This is a genomic window from Streptomyces sp. NPDC034043 (assembly GCF_055575675.1).
In genome coordinates, this window is record NZ_JBVISF010000007.1 from 1 (window position 1) to 19,162 (window position 19,162).

The window sequence follows — 19,162 nt, forward strand, 5'->3', positions numbered from 1 at the left end:
GCCGTGTCCCGGCTCACCGAGCGGGGCGCGACCCGCGCCGACGACAAGCTGTCCGAGGCCGCGATGGAAGACCGCAAGCGCGAAGGGTACTTCTAACCATGACGACCACCACCGAGCAGCTCAGCGCCACGACGCTGCTGCGCTTCGCCACCGCGGGTTCCGTCGACGACGGCAAGTCCACCCTGGTGGGCCGCCTGCTGCACGACTCCAAGTCGGTCCTGGAGGACCAGCTGGAGGCCGTGGAGCGGGTCTCCGCCGACCGGGGCCAGGACGCCCCCGACCTGGCGCTGCTCACCGACGGCCTGCGGGCCGAGCGGGAACAGGGCATCACCATCGACGTGGCCTACCGCTACTTCGCCACCGCCCGCCGCCGGTTCATCCTCGCCGACACCCCCGGGCACGTGCAGTACACCCGGAACATGGTCACCGGCGCCTCCACCGCCGACCTCGCCGTGGTCCTCGTCGACGCCCGCAACGGCGTCATCGAGCAGACCCGCCGCCACGCCGCCGTCGCCGCCCTCCTGCGCGTCCCCCACGTCGTCCTCGCCGTCAACAAGATGGACCTCGTCGACTACCAGGAGACGGTCTTCGCGAAGATCGCCGAGGAGTTCACCGCGTACGCCTCGGAGCTGGGCGTCCCGGAGATCACCGCCATCCCGATCTCGGCCCTGGCCGGCGACAACGTGGTGGAACCCTCGGCGAACATGGACTGGTACGGCGGCCCGACGGTGCTGGAGCACCTGGAGACCGTCCCCGTCAGCCACGACCTCACGGCCTGCCCGGCGCGTTTCCCGGTGCAGTACGTGATCCGGCCGCAGACCGCCGAGCACCCCGACTACCGCGGCTACGCGGGCCAGATCGCCTCCGGCGTCCTGCGCGTCGGCGAGGCCGTCACCGTGCTGCCCTCCGGCCGCACCTCGGTCATCGAAGGCATCGACGCCCTCGGCGGGTCCGTGGACATCGCCTGGTCCCCGCAGTCGGTGACCCTGCGCCTCAAGGACGACATCGACATCTCGCGCGGTGACCTGATCGCACCGTCCGCGAGCGCCCCCGCCACCACCCAGGACGTGGTCGCGACGGTCTGCCACGTGGCCGACCAGCCGCTGGCCGTGGGCGCCCGGGTGCTGCTCAAGCACACGACGCGCACGGTCAAGGCGATCGTCAAGGAGATCCCCTCCCGGCTGACCCTCGACGACCTGTCCCAGCACCCGGACCCGGGGCAGCTCGTGGCCAACGACATCGGCCGGGTCGTCGTCCGTACCGCCGAGCCGCTCGCGCTCGACGCGTACGCCGACTCGCGCCGCACCGGGTCCTTCCTGCTGATCGACCCGGCCGACGGAACGACCCTGGCGGCGGGCATGGCGGGCGAGGCCTTCGCCGCCAAGGCCGAGACCGTGCAGGCGGACGAGGAAGGGTGGGACTTCTAGATCATGTTCGGCGACATCTACTCCACCTTCGCGAAGGAGGGCGGCCGCGTGGGCAGCGGCGTCCTCGGCAGCGGCCAGGGAGGAGTGGCGCGATGTGTGCGATGACCGCACCGCCGTCGGCGTCCCGCCGTCGCGCCCTCACTCCGCACGATCCCAGCCCGCCCTTCCCTCACAGACGAAGACATGCGCCGTAACCCAGAGACGGCGCATCGAGAGGACGTCCTCCCGTGCCTGCCACCGGTTCCACCCGTAAGACCCTGCGCCGCGGCGTCGTCGCCGCGGCGGCCCTGCCCCTCCTGATCGGCGCGCTCGCCTCCTGCGGCTACGGTTCGCAGGCCGAGACGACGGACCCGAAGGCGTCCGGCACCGCCGCCGGCGGCGGCCCGAAGCTCTCCGCCTCCGAAGTCCGCATCGGGTACTTCCCGAACCTGACCCACGCGACCGCCCTGGTCGGCCTCCAGGAAGGCCTGATCGAGAAGGAACTGAACGGCACCAAGGTCAAGCCGCAGTCCTTCAACGCCGGTCCGTCCGAGATCGAAGCCCTCAACGGCGGCTCTCTCGACATCGGTTTCATCGGCCCCTCGCCGGCCATCAACGGCTACGTGAAGTCCAAGGGGCAGAACCTGCGGATCATCTCCGGCTCCGCCTCGGGCGGCGTGAAGCTGGTCGTGAACCCGGACAGGATCAAGACCCTGGACGACCTCAAGGGCAAGCGGATCGCCACCCCCCAGAAGGGGAACACGCAGGACGTCGCGTTCCTCAACTGGATCGCGGAGAAGGGCTGGTCGGTCGACCCCGAGTCCGGCAAGGGCGACGTCTCCGTCGTCCGCACGGACAACAAGGTCACCCCGGACGCCTTCAAGCAGGGCTCCATCGACGGCGCCTGGGTGCCGGAGCCGACCGCTTCCAAGCTCGTCTCCGACGGGGGTTCCGTCCTCCTCGAGGAGACCTCCCTGTGGCCCGACAAGAAGTTCGTGATCACGAACGTGATCGTGTCGCAGAAGTTCCTCAAGGAGCACCCGGACGTGGTCGAGGCCGTGCTCAGGGGCACGGTGAAGACCAACGAGTGGATCAACGCCAACCCGGAGAAGGCGAAGGCCTCCGCCAACGCCCGGCTGAAGGCGGACAGCGGCAAGGAGCTCGAGGCGAAGGTCCTCGACCCGGCGTGGCAGAGCATCCTCGTCACCGACGACCCGCTGGCGAACACGCTGAAGACGGAGTCGGACTGGGCGGTCAAGGCCAAGCTCCTCGAGAAGCCCGACCTGGCCGGCATCTACGACCTGACGCTCCTGAACAAGGTCCTGAAGGCCGCCGGCAAGCCCGAGGTCCCCGACGCCGGTCTCGGCTCCAAGTAAATCCGTAGTCCAGCAACCCCAGGAGGTGACGACCATGGCCACCACTCTCGCCAAGGCTGCCGAGGGCGCGGTAGCGGAGCAGACGCACGCCACCCGCATCGAGCACGTCTCGAAGTCCTTCTCCGGCCCGGCCGGATCGCAGCTCGTCCTGGACGACATCAGCCTCGATGTCGCTCCCGGAGAGTTCGTCACCCTCCTGGGGGCCTCGGGGTGCGGAAAGTCCACCCTGCTGAACCTGGTCGCGGGTCTGGACAAGCCGTCCGCGGGGTCGATCGAGACCCTCGGACGTCCGGCCCTGATGTTCCAGGAGCACGCCCTCTTCCCCTGGCTCACCGCCGGCAAGAACATCGAACTGGCCCTGCGGCTGCGGGGGGTGGCCAAGGCCGACCGCAAGCCCGAGGCCGAGCGGCTGCTGGAGCTGGTCCGCCTCGGCGGCGCGTACGGCAAGCGCGTCCACGAGCTCTCCGGCGGCATGCGCCAGCGCGTCGCCCTGGCCCGCGCCCTCGCCCAGGACAGCCGGCTGCTGCTGATGGACGAGCCGTTCGCGGCCCTCGACGCCATCACCCGCGACGTCCTGCACGGCGAGCTCACCCGCATCTGGGAGGAGACCGGCCTGTCGGTCCTCTTCGTCACCCACAACGTCCGCGAGGCCGTCCGCCTCGCCCAGCGCGTCGTCCTCCTCTCCTCCCGCCCCGGCCGGGTCGCGAAGGAGTGGACCGTCGACATCCCGCAGCCGCGCCGCATCGAGGACGCGGACGTCGCGGAACTGTCCCTCGAGATCACCGAACACCTGCGTGGGGAGATCCGCCGCCATGGCCAGCACTGACACCACCCCTAAGGCCGGGGCCGTCCGGGGCACCCGCGACGACCTGGCCGGCCTGGAGGCCGGACTCGACGCCCTCGACGCGGTCCAGACCCACCGCACCCCGCTGCGCGAGATCCTCACCAAGAAGGTCCTGCCGCCGGTCGTCGCCGTCGCCCTGGTGCTGCTGGTCTGGCAGGTCCTCGTCGCGGCGAAGGTCACCGAGGAGACCAAACTCCCCGCCCTGTCCGCCGTCTGGGACAGCCTGTCCGACATGTGGCTCAAGGGCACGCTCCTCGACGTCATCTGGACCTCCGTCTCCCGCGGCCTGCTCGGCTTCCTCCTCGCGCTGGCCATCGGCACCCCGCTCGGTCTGCTGGTCGCCCGGGTGAAGTTCGTCCGCGCCGCGATCGGCCCGATCCTCCAGGGCCTGCAGTCCCTGCCGTCGGTGGCGTGGGTGCCCCCGGCGGTGCTCTGGTTCGGGCTGAACGACGCCATGATGTACACGGTGATCCTGCTCGGCGCGGTCCCGTCGATCGCCAACGGCCTGGTCTCCGGCATCGACCAGGTCCCCCCGCTGTTCCTGCGGGCCGGCCGGACCCTGGGCGCCACCGGCCTGCGCGGCGCCTGGCACGTGGTCATGCCGGCGGCACTGCCGGGCTACGTCGCCGGCCTCAAGCAGGGCTGGGCCTTCTCCTGGCGCTCCCTGATGGCCGCCGAGATCATCGCCAGCTCCCCCGACCTCGGCCTGGGCCTCGGCCAGCTCCTGGAGAACGGCCGCAACAACATCGACCTGCCGGGCGTGTTCCTCGCGATCATCCTGATCCTGGTCGTCGGCATCGCCATCGACCTGCTGATCTTCAGCCCGGTCGAGCGGTGGGTGCTGCGCAGCCGCGGCCTGCTGGTCAAGAGCTGAGCCCCGGTCCCATGTCCCGCGCACTTCTGGTGATAGCCCACGGCAGCCGCGATCCGCGGCACGCGGCGACCGTGCACGCCCTCGTCGGGCGGGTCCGGTCGCTGCGGCCGGGGCTCCGGGTGGAGACGGCCTTCCTCGACTTCAACGGGCCGGCCGTCTCCCGCTCCCTGGCCTCCCTGTACCTGTCGGGGGTACGCGAGGTCGTGGCCCTGCCGCTGCTGCTGACCCGCGCCTTCCACGCGAAGGCCGACGTCCCGGCGGTCCTGGCGGAGTCCGCCACGCGCCTGCCCGGCCTCTCGGTCCGGGTCGCGGACGTCCTGGGCCCGCACCCCCTCCTGGTGGCCTCCCTCGAGCGCCGCCTCGCCGAGGCCGGCCTCGGCCTCACCCCGGCGGACCGCGCGACGACCGGCGTCGTCCTCGCGTCCGCCGGATCCACGGACCCGGAGGCGATCGCAGTGATCGCTGAAATCGCGCGGGAGTGGCGGCACACCGGTTGGTGCGCCGTGCGGCCTGCGTTCGCCTCCGCTGCCCTTCCCCGCACCGAGGACGCCGTACGCGCCCTGCGCGCGGAGGGCGTCCGCCGCGTGGCGGTGGCCCCGTACGTCATCGCCCCGGGTTTCCTCCCGGACCGCATCACGGCGGGCGCCGCGGCGGCGGGCGCGGACGTGGTCGCCGGCGTCCTGGGCGCCACCCCGGAACTGGCCAGCCTCCTGCTGCACCGCTACGACACGGCGGCCGGCCGCCGAGCCCCGCTCGCGGCGCTCACCGCCTAGTAGTGCCTCCACGGGGCACCGCCCCGGCCACTGCCCTCCCTCCGTGGCATCGAGCACGGTCGCGGAAGCCGGGTGAGATCCTGCACGTGTGAACGATCTCGGCGACGAACGCCTGCGCATCTGGACGATCCGCTTCATGACCCTCCTGGCAGCCGACACCCAGGATCAACTCGCCTGGCTGGGCGAGCGTGAGGAGGACACGAAGGGCGTCGTCGAAGAGGTGGAGCTACTCTGCCGCGTCTCGGAAGGACTCGCGGAGCGCGGAGTCTTCAAGCCCGAGGATCTGCACAACCTTCGGGCCATCGGGCGTCGCCTCGGCGAGATCGATGCCGGCGGCCGCGCCGGCCTCTGGGACAAGGCCCTGGCGGCAGATCCCGTGTGGGACGACATACGTTCCCTCGCCCGCCAGTTCCTCCTCACGAGACTGGGCGACTGGCGCCTGCCACTGCCGCCTCCCGTCCGCCCGCACACGGGCGACCGCTGACAGGTCGCCTGATCGCGCGCCGGGTCGCCCTGGGCGAGCCCGGCCTCGACCACGTCTGGGCGGAACGGAACCCGGAGGAGATGGCCTCCGAGACGCCGGCCGGCTTTCCGGTCCGCTTCGAGTGGGCGTTGGCGGCGGCCGCCCCGTCAGCCGCGGGCGGCGGCCTCGTCTGCCAGGGAGGTCAGGTCGGCGATGGACATCGCGCCCGGGGGAAGGCCCTCGCGGGCGAAGATGTTCGCCGCGTGGCGCAGGACGTCGTTGACCGGGGTGGACACCCCGTGGAGGCGGCCCAGCAGGGAGATCTCGCCGTTGAGGTAGTCGGCCTCGACCGAGCCGGTGCCTCGGGCCAGGCTCTGCCAGGAGGAGCCGCCGCGCACGCCCGCCGGCGGGTCGGCCTTGCCGTCGCGGGCGGCCGACTGTTCGGCTTCGGTGGCGTAGCCGATGCCCGCCGCGTCGAAGGCGGCCTTGCCCTCGCGGATCGCCCGAAGCAGCAGGGCCGCCTTGGCCGGGTCCGGCTCGGGGCCGGTGGTCGCCTGGATCGCGTTGCCCAGGTTCCCGAGCAGCTTCGCGTACTTCCACCGCATCACGTCCTCGACGACCGGCGCCTCGAAGCCCGCCCCGGCGAGGTCGGCGGCGACGGCCCTGATCCGCGCGTCCGATCCGCCGGCCGCCCTCCCGAGGTGCAGGATGCCGGTGAAGGGGGCGCAGAGGGCCGAGACGACGCCGGGCTCCAGGAAGGTCGCGGGCAGCCAGACGCAGACCCCGTAGACCCGGGAGAACCTGCGCAGGGCGAGCCGTTCGCTCTCGACGCCGTTCTGTGCGCACAGCAGCGGGAGCCGCTGCGCCGCCGTGCCGCCGCCGGCGACCTCCGCGTCGCCCCACGCGTCGAGGGCGGCGATGGCGTCCTGGGTCTTCACCGTCAGCAGCAGTACGTCGTCCGGGCGCAGTTCGCCCAGGTCCGCCGGGCCGGTGACCACGGGCAGCCGGTGGAGGCGCGTGCCGTCGGCGGTGGTGAGCCGCAGCCCGTCCTCCTTCAGCGCCTCGGCGTGCGCGCCGCGGGCGACGAGGACGACCTCCCGGCCCGATTCCGCGAGGCGTCCGCCGATGGTCGCGCCGACCGCGCCGGCGCCGATGATGATGTAACGCATGCCCAGAGCCTGGCACACCGGTCGCGCGCGGCCGCGGTCGGGCCGTGCCGGATCCCCCCGGCAGCTGGTTCCCGAGGGCTTCGGGGCGCGGGGCTTCAGGGGCGGGTCAGCTCCACGAGCTTGACGACGGTGTTCCAGTTGCGGGTGGTGACGTCCAGGCCCTTGACGACGGCGGGCCGGCTGAGGGCCTCGGCCAGTCGGGAGCGGCCGAGGCCCTCGGGCGCGTAGAGGTAGAGGACGCGGTCCCCCAGGCGGTACTCCTCGGGGAGGTACGCGGCGGCGTCGAGCGCGGCGAAGCGCTCCGGGCCGGGCTGCTCGGAGAAGAAGGTGGCGTGGAGCTGTCTGCCCTCCAGTTCGGCGGCCGGGAAGGGGCAGGCCGCGGCGACGGCCGCCAGGTGGTCGCCGTCGACGACCAGGCAGGGCACCCGGAACCCGAAGTGGGCCTCGATGGCCGCTTCCAGGTCCCGGGCGAGGACGGCGGGATCGGTCGGCGCGCCGCTGAAGACGGCGTTGCCGCTCTGCAGGTACGTGCGCACGTCGTCGTGGCCGAGGCCCTCCAGCAGGGAGCGCAGCTCGGCCATCGGGACCTTCTTGTTCCCGCCGACGTTGATGCCGCGCAGGAGGGCGGCGTACTTCTTCGTGCTCTTCGGACTCGCCTTCTTCGTCATGGCCGAACACTAGGGCGTGCCTGTGACAGCGCCGCCTCGATGAGGTCGGCGGCCTGCCGGGTACCGCCCTCGGAGGCCATGCCGGCGCGGACGGCCTCCGCACGGACGGCGACTTCGGGGTCGGCGAGCAGGCCGAGGACGGCCTCGCGCAGGGTGGTGGCGTTCGCCTCCTCCATGGGGAGGCGCCGGGCCACGCCGAGGGCGGCCAGCATGTCGGCGTTGCCGAACTGGTCGACGGCCTGGGGCACGGCCACCATCGGGGTCGCGGTGGCGAGGCCTTCCTGGCTGCCGCCGGCACCGGCGTGGGTGATGAAGGCGTCGGCCTGGCGCAGGATGTCCAGCTGCGGAACCCAGCGGTGGACCTCGACGTTGGCGGGGATCTCCCCCAGTTCGGCCTCGTCGGTGAACTTTCCGATCTGAAGGACGACGTGCCAGTCGGGGAGGTCCGCGAAGGCCTCGGCGCAGGCGCGGTAGAAGGCGGGCTGCTTCGTGAAGGTGGAGCCGAGGGAGACCAGGAGCACCTTCTTGCCCTCGGCGGAGGCGGGCCGTTCCCAGGTGCCCTGGATTGCGCTGCGGTCGCCCTGGCAGGCGCCGACGAAGGTGTGGACGGTCTCGTCGACCCGGTCGGCGTGCGGCTGGAGGGCGCGGGGGATCAGGACGATGCTGCGGGACGGGCGGCCGACGAAGTGGTCCGGGTCCGCGTCGATGCCGTTCTCGTCGAGCCAGGCCCGGAATCGGGCGTAGTACGCCCGCCCGCGCTCGGAGGCTCGCAGTCCGGCGGTCATGGGGGCGGCGACCTCCTCCTCGTAGCCGGTCCAGGCGACGAGGTTCGGGGAGAGGGAGATCGCGGGGACGCCCCAGCGGCGGGCGAGGACGGGCGCCGGGTAGGCGGTGATGTCGTGGAGGACGAGGTCGGGTTCGTCGCCCTCGAAGGCGTCCGCGAGCTGCGGGAGCGCCTGGACGGCGTCGTTCAGGAAGGGCTCGATGTTGTCGATGAGTTCGGTGCCCCAGGCCTCGGGCTCGTCCTCCGTGGGCAGGGTGGACTTCCAGACCACCGGGGTGGCGCCGGTCTCCGCGACCTTGTCGGCGAAGGAGGCGGGGATGGCGTAGCTGACGCGGTGGCCCCTGGCGACGAGTTCCCGGATGACTTCGATGCTGGGGTTCACGTGCCCGGCGGCGGCGATGGAGAACATGGCGATGTGTGCGGGCTTGGCTGAGGTCATGCAGCGAGCTTAACGAGACGAGACGTCTCGTGCAATCAGATGGCAGCCACCCGGATCCTCCTGTCCGAAAATCGGTCTGATGGCTCGTTCCGTCTCCCGCCGGGGCTCCAGGGCGCGGAATGCGAGACTGGGGCGATCCACGGTGATCACGACGACCCGGCGAAGGACGAGACGAACGCATGGACGAGGCGCGGGCCAGGGACGTACTGGCGGAGGCGGGACTGACGGGCGCGGGGGCGGACCGCCCGGAGCTGCTCGCCTTCGGCGAGAACGCCGTCTTCGCGGCCGGCGGCCTCGTGGTCAAGGTGGGCCGCGAGGCGGGACTGCTGGAGCGGGCCGAACGGGAGCTGGCCGTCGCGGGCTGGCTCGCCGACGCCGGGATCCCGGCGGTCCGGGCAGCGGAACCGAAGCCCCGGCTGGTGGGCGGGCACCCGCTGACCCTGTGGCACCGGCTCCCGGAACCGGTCCGCCCGGCGGGCCCCGAGGACCTCGCGGCCCTGCTGCGGCCGCTGCACGCGCTGCCCGCGCCCTCCTTCTCCCTGCCCGCGCGGGACCTGCTGGGCGGGGTCGAGCGGTGGCTCCGGCTGGCCGGCGCGGCCGTCGGCCCCGAGGACGCGGCGTACCTGCGCGCCCGGCGCGACGCCTACGCGGGCGAGGTCGCCGCACTCGCCCCGCACCTGCCGCCCGGCCCCATCCACGGCGACGCCCTGCCCCGCAACGTCCACGTGGGCCCGGACGGGCCGGTCCTGGTGGACCTGGAGACCGTCTCGGCGGACCTGCGGGAACACGACCTGGTGGTGATGGCCCTGTCCCGCGACCGCTACGGGCTGCCCGCCGCCTCCTACGAGGCCTTCACGGCCGCGTACGGATGGGACGTACGGGAGTGGGAGGGCTGCGCCGTCCTGCGCGGCGCCCGCGAGACGGCGAGCTGTGCCTGGGTCGCCCAGCACGCGCCGTCCAACCCCAATGCCCTGGCCGAGTTCCGCCGCCGCGTGGCCTCCCTGCGCGACGGCGACACGGAAGCCCGCTGGCACTCCTTCTAGCCCGGTGATCATCACCCCCGGCGGGCACCAGGCCCTTCCCGGCGGCGTTGCACCAGGGGGAGCCGGTGTCATTCGGCCATCATGCAGCGTCTCTACGGCCCCGTGCGGTTACTGCGGCGATCGTGTGGCGGATGCCCGTTGCCCTTGGGGCGGCGACGGCGAGGGAGACGGGAGACGACAGCCGATGGACTCTCGGGGCGTTCCTCGAAGGCAGCTGGGAGTTCCGGGCCGAGAACGGCTCCGGGGCTCGGTTCGCGGTGTCCAAGGCAGGCGACTGGCTGATGAGGGGAGGCGGAGCGGACACCCCGTGGTCGAGGGCCGCCGCCGAGGCTCCCTGACCGGCCCCAGAACGACGCCGCCCGACGCCGCCCCACGCCGCCAGGAGAAACGCCCCGGCGCGTACCGCCCCCACCCGGGACAATGGCACCCGTGCCCGATCGAACGAAGCTACGCCTCACCGTCCACCACGTCCGCCACGGGACGGGGACCGTCAAGGTGGTCCGCCCCGCCCGGCCGCCGGCGTGCGCCGAACTCCTCGACGACAGCTGGTATCTGAACGCGTACGTCGACCAGGACGCCGCCGTGCTCATGGCGGGGTTGTGGACCCTCGCCGCCTCCTCACCGCGTTCGCTGGTCCACCTGCCCCTGCGCGGCGGGGCCGCCCCGGCGGGCTCGCGGCGGCTGGACCTGGTCCTGGCGCACCACTCGCTCCAGCTGGCGCCCTCGCGCTGGAAGGAGCTGCGGGGCCGGCCGGGTCCCGGCCGCCCGCAGACCGTGGAGGTGCTGCTTCCGGAGCCGGGCGACGTGGACCACGCCGCGGCGCACCGCGCGGACAACCGCGACCGCTTCCACCAGAGCGTCCACGCCGAGACGCTCTTCATGACGGGCAGCGCCACGGTGTTCCGTCAGGCGGCCGGCGTCTTCCACGAGGTGGCCCGCCACGGCCCCGGACACACCACCGCCTTCCCCGGCTACCGCCACGGGCACTACTGCCGCAGCGTGCACTGCGACCCCCGCTTCCGGGACATCCACGTCGAGTACCGGGACACCCCGCCCCGGTGAGGCTCAGGCCGGGGCCGGGACCGGCCCCCGCAGCGGCCATGCCGTGTCGATCACCGCGTCCGGGCTGCCCTGGCGGCGCAGGTAGGACTGGAAGTCGCGGGCCCAGCGGGCGTGCCAGCCGCCCTGCCGGTCGTGCAGCTCGGCCGGGCTGAGCGCGGCCACCTGCGGGTGGCGGGCGGCTATCGCGCGGGCCACCTGTACCGCCGCCAGCGCGTCGGCCCCCGCGTCGTGCGCGGCGTCGAGGGTGACCCCGTACACCCCGCACACCGCCTCCAGCGTCCGCTTGCCGCGCCGGAAGCGGTCCACGGCCCGGTCTATCGTCAGCGGGTCCACCACCGGGCCGGTCTCGGCCCCGCCCAGCCGGTCGGCGAGCGAGGGCAGCCCGTGCCGGGCCAGCTCCGCCGAGAGCAGGGTCAGGTCGAAGGCCGCGTTGTACGCGACGACCACGGCTCCGCCGCGCCAGTGATCCACCAGGGCGGCCGCCACCTCCTCGGCGACCTCCCGCACCGGGCGGCCCTCGGCGACGGCCCGCTCCGTACTGATCCCGTGGATGGCCGCGGCCTGCTCCGGGATCGGTATCCCCGGATCCGCGAGCCAGCCGCGCCTGGCACGCACCTCACCGTCCCGCACCTCGACCAACGCGGCCGTCACGATCCGGGACTCCCCCGGCTCCGTACCGGTCGTCTCCAGGTCGAACCCGACCAGCGCTCCCCCGTGCCACGCCTCCATGACGCGCCCCTCCCCCGTGTTCCAGGTCAACGCGTTTCAGCCTGCCACGCGGCACTGACACCGGGCCGGGCCACCCCCCGGGACCGCCCCGCACCGGGCCTGGTACGGCCGGCCCCGGAAGCCGGCCCCGGAAGCCGGCCCGGAAAGCCGCCGGAAGCCGGACGGGAACGGGGAGAGCGGCCGGTGGGCCCGCCCGGGTCAGGACACCGGCCGCGAGTCCTCCCACACCGACTCGAACTCCTCCCGGTACGTCTGGAACAGCCCGTGGTCGGCGTCCTTCGGCACCCCCCTGCCGCCCCCGCGCAGCACCAGCACCGGCGCCTCCATCCCCCGGGCCCGCCGCAGGTACGACTGGACCACCGCGATCCCCGAGGACTGGCCCTCCACCAGGTAGGCCGTGAAGCGCGGGGTCTCGTCGAAGACGTGGATGTCGAAGCGCGACGGGTCCTTGAGCCCCGCCCGCACCCTGCGCACGTGCAGGATGTTCATCTCCACCGACCGGCTCAGCTCGCCCTTGCGCAGCCCCAGCTCGCGCTCGCGCCGCTTGACCGCGCTGCTCGCCGGGTTCAGGAACAGCAGCCGCACCCGGCAGCCGGCCTCCGAGAGCCGCACCAGCCGGCGGCCCGAGAAGTTCTGCACCAGCAGGTTGAGGCCTATGCCGATGGCGTCGAGCCGCCGAGCGCCCCCGAAGAGGTCCTCCGCCGGGAGCTGCCGCTGGAGCCGCACCCGGTCGGGGTGGACCGAGATGACGTCCGCGTACCGGTCGCCGACCAGGTCCTCGACGGCGTCGATCGGCAGCCGGTCCGCCGAGGGGCTGCCCGAGCCGGCGCCGAGCACTTCCAGCAGCCGCGCCGAGGCGCGTTCCGCCTGCTCCAGCACCGCCCGCGACAGCGCCCGGTTGCGGGAGACCACGTTGCGGGTGACCTCCAGCTCGTCGAGGGCCAGCTCGATCTCGCGCCGGTCGTCGAAGTACGGCTCGAAGCAGGGCCAGTGCTGGACCATCAGCTCGCGCAGCTGCGGCAGCGTCAGGAAGCTCAGCACGTTGTCGTCGGCCGGGTCCAGCAGGTAGCCCTTGCGCCTGCTGACCTCGCGCACGGCCACGGCCCGCTGCACCCATTCCTGCCCGGCGGGTCCCGCGGCGGCGACCACCCAGTCGTCCCCGCCGTGCACCGGCTCGTAGACGGGCCGCAGCACGGCGCCGACCACCGAGCGCAGCCGCTGCTCGATGAGGTTCAGCCAGATGTACGCGCGGCCCGCGCGCTGGGCCCGCGTACGGACCTCGCTCCACGCGTCCGCGCCCCAGTCGAGCTCGGCCCCGGCCCGCGCGTCCCCGGCCTCCTGCGGGGCCAGCGACACCGCCGCCCCGGCCGCCGCCGCACCCGGCACACCGGCGGACGTACCGCCCGCCGCGTCCACCGGGCCACCCTCGTGACCGCTGTCACCAGGGGGCAGCTCCAGACCTCCCGAGCTCACCCGTGCACCGCCTTCTGCGTCTGGACGCCCGTCTCCAGTGATCACGGAAGGGTACTCCGCGCACGCGGCCCGACGCAGCCCGAAGCCGTCCCCCGGGACCTCAGGTCCCCTGGTCCGGCTGTCCGTTGACCCATTATGTGATGCCCGGACAGTCGGTTGACCCGCCTATCAGCTCTCCGGTTCACCCATCGGCAGCATTCCAAGTCCACGCGTGGAGAGCCTCTTTCGGGGAAGATCTGGCAGAGACGTGATGCACGCCGGATCGAGCCGGACCAGGACGGGAAGAGTCGTTAGCCATGCAAGTCTGGCCGGGACAGGCGTATCCGCTGGGCGCCACGTACGACGGCGCGGGCACCAACTTCGCGGTGTACTCGGAGGTCGCCCGCCGCATCGAGCTGTGCCTGCTGCACGACGACGGCTCGGAGACCGCCGTCGAGCTGCGCGAGACGGACGCCTTCGTCCGTCACGCCTACCTGCCGGGGATCATGCCCGGCCAGCGGTACGGGTTCCGGGTGCACGGGCCGTACGAGCCCGAGCGCGGGAACCGCTGCAACGCGGCGAAGCTGCTGCTGGACCCGTACGCGCGGGCCATCAGCGGGCAGGTGTCCTGGGGCGAGGAGGTCTACGGCTACCACTTCGGCCGGCCCGACTCCCGCAACGACATGGACTCGGCGCCGCACACGATGAGTTCGGTGGTGGTGAACCCGTACTTCGACTGGGCCAACGACCGGCCGCCGCGCCACGAGTACCACCACACCGTGCTGTACGAGGCCCATGTGAAGGGCCTGACCATGCGTCACCCGGATCTGCCCGAGGAGCTGCGGGGCACGTATGGGGCGCTGGCGCACCCGGCGGTGATCGGGCACCTGGCGAAGCTGGGGGTGACGGCGCTGGAGCTGATGCCCGTGCACCAGTTCGTCAACGACCACCGCCTGGTGAACGACGGGCTGAGCAACTACTGGGGCTACAACACCATCGGCTTCTTCGCCCCGCACAACGGCTACGCCTCCGGGGACCGGGGCCAGCAGGTGCTGGAGTTCAAGTCGGCGGTGCGGGCGCTGCACGAGGCCGGGATCGAGGTGATCCTGGACGTGGTCTACAACCACACGGCCGAGGGCAACCACCTGGGTCCGACGCTGTCCTTCCGCGGCCTGGACAACGCCTCGTACTACCGGCTCGCGGACGATCCCCGGCACTACACGGACACCACGGGGACCGGGAACTCGCTGCTGATGCGCTCCCCGCACGTGCTCCAGCTGATCATGGACTCGCTGCGGTACTGGGTGACCGAGATGCACGTGGACGGCTTCCGCTTCGACCTCGCGGCCACGCTGGCCCGGCAGTTCCACGAGGTGGACCGGCTGTCCTCGTTCTTCGACCTGGTGCAGCAGGACCCGGTGGTCAGCCAGGTGAAGCTGATCGCGGAGCCCTGGGACCTGGGCGAGGGCGGCTACCAGGTGGGGAACTTCCCGCCCCTGTGGACCGAGTGGAACGGCAAGTACCGGGACACCGTGCGGGACTTGTGGCGCGGGCAGCCGCGTACGCTCGCGGAGTTCGCGGGGCGGCTGACGGGCTCATCCGACCTCTACCAGGACGACGGGCGACGGCCGCTGGCCTCCATCAACTTCACCACCTGCCACGACGGTTTCACCCTGCGCGACCTGGTCTCGTACAACGAGAAGCACAACGAGGCCAACCGGGAGGGCAACCGGGACGGCGAGACGCACAACCGGTCGTGGAACTGCGGGGTCGAGGGGCCCACCGAGGACAAGGAGGTCCAGGAGCTGCGCGAGCGGCAGATGCGCAACTTCACCGCCACCCTGATGCTGTCGCAGGGCGTGCCGATGCTCAGCCACGGAGACGAGTTCGGGCGCTCCCAGGAAGGCAACAACAACGCCTACTGCCAGGACAACGAGCTGTCCTGGGTGACCTGGCCCGAGCCCGGCAAACCACCGCCCGCCCTGCTGGAGTTCACCCGCCGCATGGTCTGGCTGCGGCGCGACCACCCGGTGTTCCGGCGGCGCCGGTTCTTCCACGGCCGGCCGGTGGAGGGCACGCACGACGAACTCTCCGACATCGCCTGGTTCACCCCGCACGGCGAGGAGATGCGGGCGCGGGACTGGCAGGCGCAGCACGCGCGGGCACTGACCGTGTTCCTGAACGGGGAGGCGATCTCCGAGCCCGGCACGCGGGGGGAGCGGATCACCGACGACTCGTTCCTGCTGATGTTCAACGCGGGCGCCGAACCGCAGGACTTCACCGTTCCGGCCGGGCACGGCGCGCACTGGCGGCTGGTCGTGGACACGGCGCGGGCGGAGGTGCTGCCACCCGGCACCGGGCCGCAGTACGCGGCCGGGGACCGGGTGGCCCTGACGGGGCGGTGCCTGGTGGTGCTTCAGCGGCCGGCGTAGCCGGCGGCGGTGCCTCCGGGCGAGGCGGTGCGCCGGGCCGCGGCGAGGACCGCCGCGGGGGGCCGGGTGGACGGCACCCGGGTCACGAGGGCGATGACCAGGCAGAGCGCGGCCGCGCCCACCGCCACGGCGAAGGCCCCGGCGGGCCCGTACGACTCGGCGAGCCGCCCGGAGACGGCGAGCGCGACGGCCTGCCCGGCCACCAGGGAGCTGGCGGCGAAGGCCATCGACTCGGCGAGCCGGGCCGGCTCCACGACGCGCTCGGTGAGCGCGAACGCGGTGATCAGGTGCGGGGCGTAGGCGGCCCCGAGGACGGTGACGACCGCGTACAGCGGCCAGAGGGTCTCGGTGAACAGCAGCGGCACCGAGAGGAGCAGCGCGGCGCCGGTGGCCACCCGCCAGCGCAGCCTCAGCCCGAAGCGGGCGGGCAGCGCACCGAGCGCGAGACCGACGGCGGCGCTGACGACACCCATGGCGGCGTAAACCAGCCCGGCCTGGCCCGGGACGCCCAGCGCGGCGGTGAGCGAGGCGATGCCCGCCTGGCACGCGCCGAACATGGCGCCCTGGAGGGCGAGTGAGCCGCGTACGGCGTGCACCACGCGGGGCTGACGGACCGGCCGGGCGCCGCCGGTGCGCCGCGGGGCGGGGCTGCCCGCCGTAACGGCGGCGGTCGGGTGCAGGGCGTACGCGGTGCCGAAGACGGCCACGAGCGCGGCGGCGCCGCCGAGGGCGACGGCGGGGTGCGCGACGAGCGCGGCGAGGCCCACGAGGGCCGGGCCGAGCACGAAGGAGACCTCGTCGAGGGTGCCCTCCAGCGAGTGCACGGCACCGACCACCTTCTCGTCGGCGCGGGCGCGGTGCGCGAGCGCGACGGAGCGGGTGCGGGCGAGCGGCCCGACCAGCGGTACGGAGGCCCCGGTGACGGCACCGATCGCGGCGAGGGGGGCGGTCGCGAGCCCGCCGAGGGCGCCGGCGACGAGCGCGGCGGTGGCGAGGGCGTTGACGGCGGCGGCGGTGAGGACGACGGGCCGCTGTCCGTGGCGGTCGGCGAGCCGGCCGAGGACGGGCCCGCAGACCACCTGGCCGGCCGAGAGGGTGCCGCCGACGATTCCGGCGGTGGTGAGCGAGCCGCTGGTCCCGGCGACCAGCAGGACGCTCCCGAACTGGGACATCGCGACGGGCAGTCGGGCGAAGAAGGAGACGAGAGGGAGCAGGGGCCCGGTCAGGGCGATGACGTGTCGATAGGTGCTGACGGTTCCAACCACTTGATCGACACTAACGCGCTGGAGTCACCCGGATGCATTGGGTCATGGCACGGAATCGCCCGGGCTGGGTACGTACGTTCTCATGACCCTGGGGTATTCAAGCAGCCGATCGGAATCCGACGTTCAGACACCGGTCGTTCCGGCGTCGACCTACCGTCTCCAGCTGAACCCGCGCTTCACGTTCGCGGCGGCCGAGGCGGCCGTGCCGTATCTCGCCTCGCTCGGCGTGTCGCACCTGCACCTGTCCCCCGTGCTGGAGGCGGTGCCGGGCTCGGAGCACGGGTACGACGTCGTCGACCACGCGCGGGTCCGGGCCGAGCTGGGCGGCGAGCGGGGGCTGCGCGCGCTCGCGGCGGCGGGGCGGGCCCACGGACTGGGGCTGGTGCTGGACATCGTGCCGAACCACATGGCGGTGCCCGTGCCGTTGCGGCTCAACCGGCCCCTGTGGGAGGTGTTGCGGGAGGGGCCGGGGTCGCCGTACGCGCGGTGGTTCGACATCGACTGGGAGGGCGGCGGGGGGCAGGTCCTGCTGCCGGTGCTGGGCGGACCGGACGAGGGCTGCGAGGTGGTGGCCGGGGAAGGCGGGGAGGAGCTGCTGCGGTACGGGGGCGGGCTGGAGCTGCCCCTGCGCGCGGGAACGGCCGCGCTGCCGCTCCGGGAGCTGCTGGACGCGCAGTGGTACCGGGCCGCCTGGTGGCGCGAGGCGCGGACGGCCCTGAACTACCGGCGGTTCTTCACGATCTCCGACCTGATCGGGGTGCGGGTGGAGGACCCCGCGGTGTTCGCCGCCGGCCACGGGAAGGTGCTGCAGCTGGTGCGGGAGGGGGTGGTGGCCGGCCTGCGGATCGACCACGTGGACGGGCTGGCGGATCCGGAGCAGTACCTGCGGCGGCTGCGGGCCGCGGTCGGGGACGGCTGCTGGATCGTCGTGGAGAAGATCCTGGCCCGCGCGGAACGGCTGCCCGCGTCCTGGCCGGTGGCCGGGACCACCGGGTACGACGCGCTGCACCGGGTGGACGGGGTGTTCACCGACCCGGTAGGGGTGCGCCGGCTGGCGTGCTCGTACGGGGAGGCCGCCGGGGGACCGGCTTCGTGGGAGGAGACCGCCTCGGAGGCCGCGCGGGAGGTGCTGACCGTCGATCTGGCCGCCGAGCTGGCGACGCTGGAGCGGTGGGCCGGCCCGGAACTGGCGGCCGGCGTGCGCGAGTTGCTGCTGGCCTCGCCGGTGTACCGGACGTACCCGGGCGGGCCGGGGCCGTCGGCGGCGACCCTGGAGCGGGCCGCAGCGCGGGCGGGGGCCGCGGCGGTGGAGGGCGTGCGGGAGCTGCTGCTGCGGGATCCCGCCTTCGCGGCGCGCTTCGCCCAGACCTCGGCGGCCTTGCGGGCCAAGTCCCTGGAGGACCGGGCCTTCTACCGGTGGGCGCCGCTGCTGTCGGCCACCGAGGTCGGCGGGGAGCCGGGGGACCCGGCGGTGTCCGTCGCCGGGTTCCACGCGTACTGCGCGGACCTCGAACGGGACTGGCCCGCCTCCGGGACGGTGCTGTCCACGCACGACACGAAGCGCAGCGCGGACGTACGGGCGCGGATCTCGGTGCTGTCGCAGGCCCCGGAGGCGATGGGGGTGCCGGGCGGGCCGCCCGGGGCGGACCCGCAGCTGGCGTGGGTGGCCCGGCAGAGCGCGCTCGGGCTGGGGGAGGCGCCCGAACGGGAGTCCCGGCTGGCGGCCGCCCTGCTGAAGGCCGCGCGGGAGGCGGGGGTGCACACCTCCTGGACCGACCCCGACGAGGAGTACGAGGCGGGCATCGCGGATCTGGTGCCCCGGGAGGCGGTGGAGCTGCCGCCGGAACTGGCGGAGGCGGCCCGGGCCAACCTGCTGGGGATGACCCTGCTGCACCTGGCGATGCCGGGGGTGCCGGAGGTGTACCAAGGCTCCGAGTACGAGTACAGGGCGCTGGTCGACCCGGACAACCGCCGTCCCGTCGAGTTCCCCCGGAAGGCGCTGGCCGCTCTGGACGCCGGCGCCGCCCCGCCGGACGTCGCCCGGGAGAAGCTCGCGCTGACGGCGGCGCTGCTGCGGCTGCGCCGCGACCGGCCCGGGCTGTTCACCGGCTACGCCCCCCTGCCGGCCCGGGGTCCGGCCGCCGAGCACTGCGTGGCCTTCGCCCGTCCGGCCGGGCTCGTCGCGGTGGCCACCCGCCTCTCCCACCGCCTGGCGGCCGCGGGCGGCTGGCGCGGAACCACCCTGGAGCTGCCCGAGGGGCGGTGGGCGCGGGTCGGCGGACGGCGGGGCGGGCCGGCCGGCGCCGAGTACGGGGGGCGGGTGGCGCTGGCGGAGCTGCTGGAGGGGGTACCGGTGGCGGTGCTGGTGCGCGAGTAGGCGTAC

At 73.4% G+C, this 19,162-nt stretch carries 16 protein-coding genes and 2 pseudogenes; 12 read left to right on the plus strand and 6 right to left on the minus strand.

Going from position 1 to position 19,162, the window contains the following annotated elements; translation table 11 throughout:
* The 7 genes and pseudogenes from ACZ51S_RS18455 to ACZ51S_RS18485 all read left to right on the plus strand — a co-directional run.
* Positions 1–96: pseudogene (locus tag ACZ51S_RS18455) on the plus strand (sulfate adenylyltransferase subunit CysD); the annotation flags it as partial.
* A 2-nt stretch (positions 97–98) separates the two neighbouring features.
* A complete protein-coding gene (locus ACZ51S_RS18460; RefSeq protein WP_468479319.1) occupies positions 99–1,427 on the plus strand; it encodes a sulfate adenylyltransferase subunit 1 in 1,329 nt (442 codons plus the stop codon).
* 227 nt (positions 1,428–1,654) lie between these two features.
* Positions 1,655–2,782, plus strand: a complete 1,128-nt coding sequence (locus tag ACZ51S_RS18465; protein ID WP_468802714.1) for an aliphatic sulfonate ABC transporter substrate-binding protein — start codon at positions 1,655–1,657, stop codon at positions 2,780–2,782.
* Positions 2,783–2,816: 34 nt separating this feature from the next.
* Positions 2,817–3,608, plus strand: a complete 792-nt coding sequence (locus ACZ51S_RS18470) for an ABC transporter ATP-binding protein (protein ID WP_388938643.1) — start codon at positions 2,817–2,819, stop codon at positions 3,606–3,608.
* Positions 3,595–4,500 (plus strand): ABC transporter permease, encoded by a 906-nt coding sequence (locus tag ACZ51S_RS18475; RefSeq protein ID WP_388938642.1) that lies wholly within the window; start codon positions 3,595–3,597, stop codon positions 4,498–4,500. Before ACZ51S_RS18470 ends, ACZ51S_RS18475 begins: the two co-directional genes overlap by 14 nt.
* 11 nt (positions 4,501–4,511) lie before the next feature.
* Complete coding sequence (locus ACZ51S_RS18480) at positions 4,512–5,273, plus strand: sirohydrochlorin chelatase (RefSeq protein ID WP_468802715.1); 762 nt, start codon at positions 4,512–4,514, stop codon at positions 5,271–5,273.
* 88 nt (positions 5,274–5,361) lie between these two features.
* Positions 5,362–5,757, plus strand: a complete 396-nt coding sequence (locus ACZ51S_RS18485) for a hypothetical protein (protein WP_468802716.1) — start codon at positions 5,362–5,364, stop codon at positions 5,755–5,757.
* Between the two features lie 146 nt (positions 5,758–5,903).
* On the opposite strand, the gene ACZ51S_RS18490 is transcribed toward ACZ51S_RS18485, so the two are convergent.
* From ACZ51S_RS18490 to mgt, 3 genes and pseudogenes are all read right to left on the minus strand, one after another.
* A complete protein-coding gene (locus ACZ51S_RS18490; RefSeq protein ID WP_468802717.1) occupies positions 5,904–6,905 on the minus strand; it encodes a ketopantoate reductase family protein in 1,002 nt (333 codons plus the stop codon).
* Between the two features lie 95 nt (positions 6,906–7,000).
* Positions 7,001–7,573 carry a DUF1697 domain-containing protein gene (locus ACZ51S_RS18495; protein WP_468802718.1) on the minus strand — a complete coding sequence of 191 codons (573 nt, stop codon included), beginning with the start codon at positions 7,571–7,573 and terminating at the stop codon, positions 7,001–7,003.
* A pseudogene (mgt, locus tag ACZ51S_RS18500) lies at positions 7,570–8,831 on the minus strand (macrolide-inactivating glycosyltransferase). Before mgt ends, ACZ51S_RS18495 begins: the two are co-directional and overlap by 4 nt.
* 144 nt (positions 8,832–8,975) lie before the next feature.
* On the opposite strand from mgt, the gene ACZ51S_RS18505 reads away from it, so the two are divergent.
* From ACZ51S_RS18505 to ACZ51S_RS18515, 3 genes are all read left to right on the plus strand, one after another.
* The gene (locus ACZ51S_RS18505) at positions 8,976–9,839 is read left to right on the plus strand and encodes a phosphotransferase enzyme family protein (protein WP_468479313.1); all 864 of its coding nucleotides are present in this window, start codon (positions 8,976–8,978) and stop codon (positions 9,837–9,839) included.
* Between the two features lie 131 nt (positions 9,840–9,970).
* Entirely contained in the window at positions 9,971–10,177 is a 207-nt protein-coding gene (locus ACZ51S_RS18510; protein WP_468802719.1) for a hypothetical protein, read from the plus strand.
* Positions 10,178–10,259: 82 nt separating this feature from the next.
* Positions 10,260–10,901 (plus strand): hypothetical protein, encoded by a 642-nt coding sequence (locus ACZ51S_RS18515; RefSeq protein ID WP_468802720.1) that lies wholly within the window; start codon positions 10,260–10,262, stop codon positions 10,899–10,901.
* Positions 10,902–10,904: 3 nt separating this feature from the next.
* Here the strand turns inward: ACZ51S_RS18515 and ACZ51S_RS18520 are convergent, their stop codons facing one another.
* Together ACZ51S_RS18520 and ACZ51S_RS18525 are read right to left on the minus strand one after the other, a co-directional pair.
* Positions 10,905–11,630 carry an exonuclease domain-containing protein gene (locus ACZ51S_RS18520; RefSeq protein ID WP_468479320.1) on the minus strand — a complete coding sequence of 242 codons (726 nt, stop codon included), beginning with the start codon at positions 11,628–11,630 and terminating at the stop codon, positions 10,905–10,907.
* Between the two features lie 198 nt (positions 11,631–11,828).
* A complete protein-coding gene (locus ACZ51S_RS18525) occupies positions 11,829–13,103 on the minus strand; it encodes an SAV2148 family HEPN domain-containing protein (RefSeq protein WP_468479310.1) in 1,275 nt (424 codons plus the stop codon).
* 296 nt (positions 13,104–13,399) lie between these two features.
* Here ACZ51S_RS18525 and glgX point away from each other — a divergent pair, with 296 nt between their 5' ends.
* Positions 13,400–15,514, plus strand: a complete 2,115-nt coding sequence (gene glgX / locus ACZ51S_RS18530; RefSeq protein ID WP_388938626.1) for a glycogen debranching protein GlgX — start codon at positions 13,400–13,402, stop codon at positions 15,512–15,514.
* Here the strand turns inward: glgX and ACZ51S_RS18535 are convergent.
* On the minus strand, positions 15,499–16,779 hold the full coding sequence (locus ACZ51S_RS18535) for an MFS transporter (protein ID WP_468802722.1): 1,281 nt from the start codon (positions 16,777–16,779) through the stop codon (positions 15,499–15,501). The two genes, glgX and ACZ51S_RS18535, sit on opposite strands and share 16 nt — an antisense overlap.
* A gap of 82 nt (positions 16,780–16,861) precedes the next feature.
* On the opposite strand from ACZ51S_RS18535, the gene treY reads away from it, so the two are divergent.
* On the plus strand, positions 16,862–19,156 hold the full coding sequence (gene treY, locus ACZ51S_RS18540) for a malto-oligosyltrehalose synthase (RefSeq protein WP_468479308.1): 2,295 nt from the start codon (positions 16,862–16,864) through the stop codon (positions 19,154–19,156).
* Positions 19,157–19,162 lie beyond the last annotated feature (6 nt).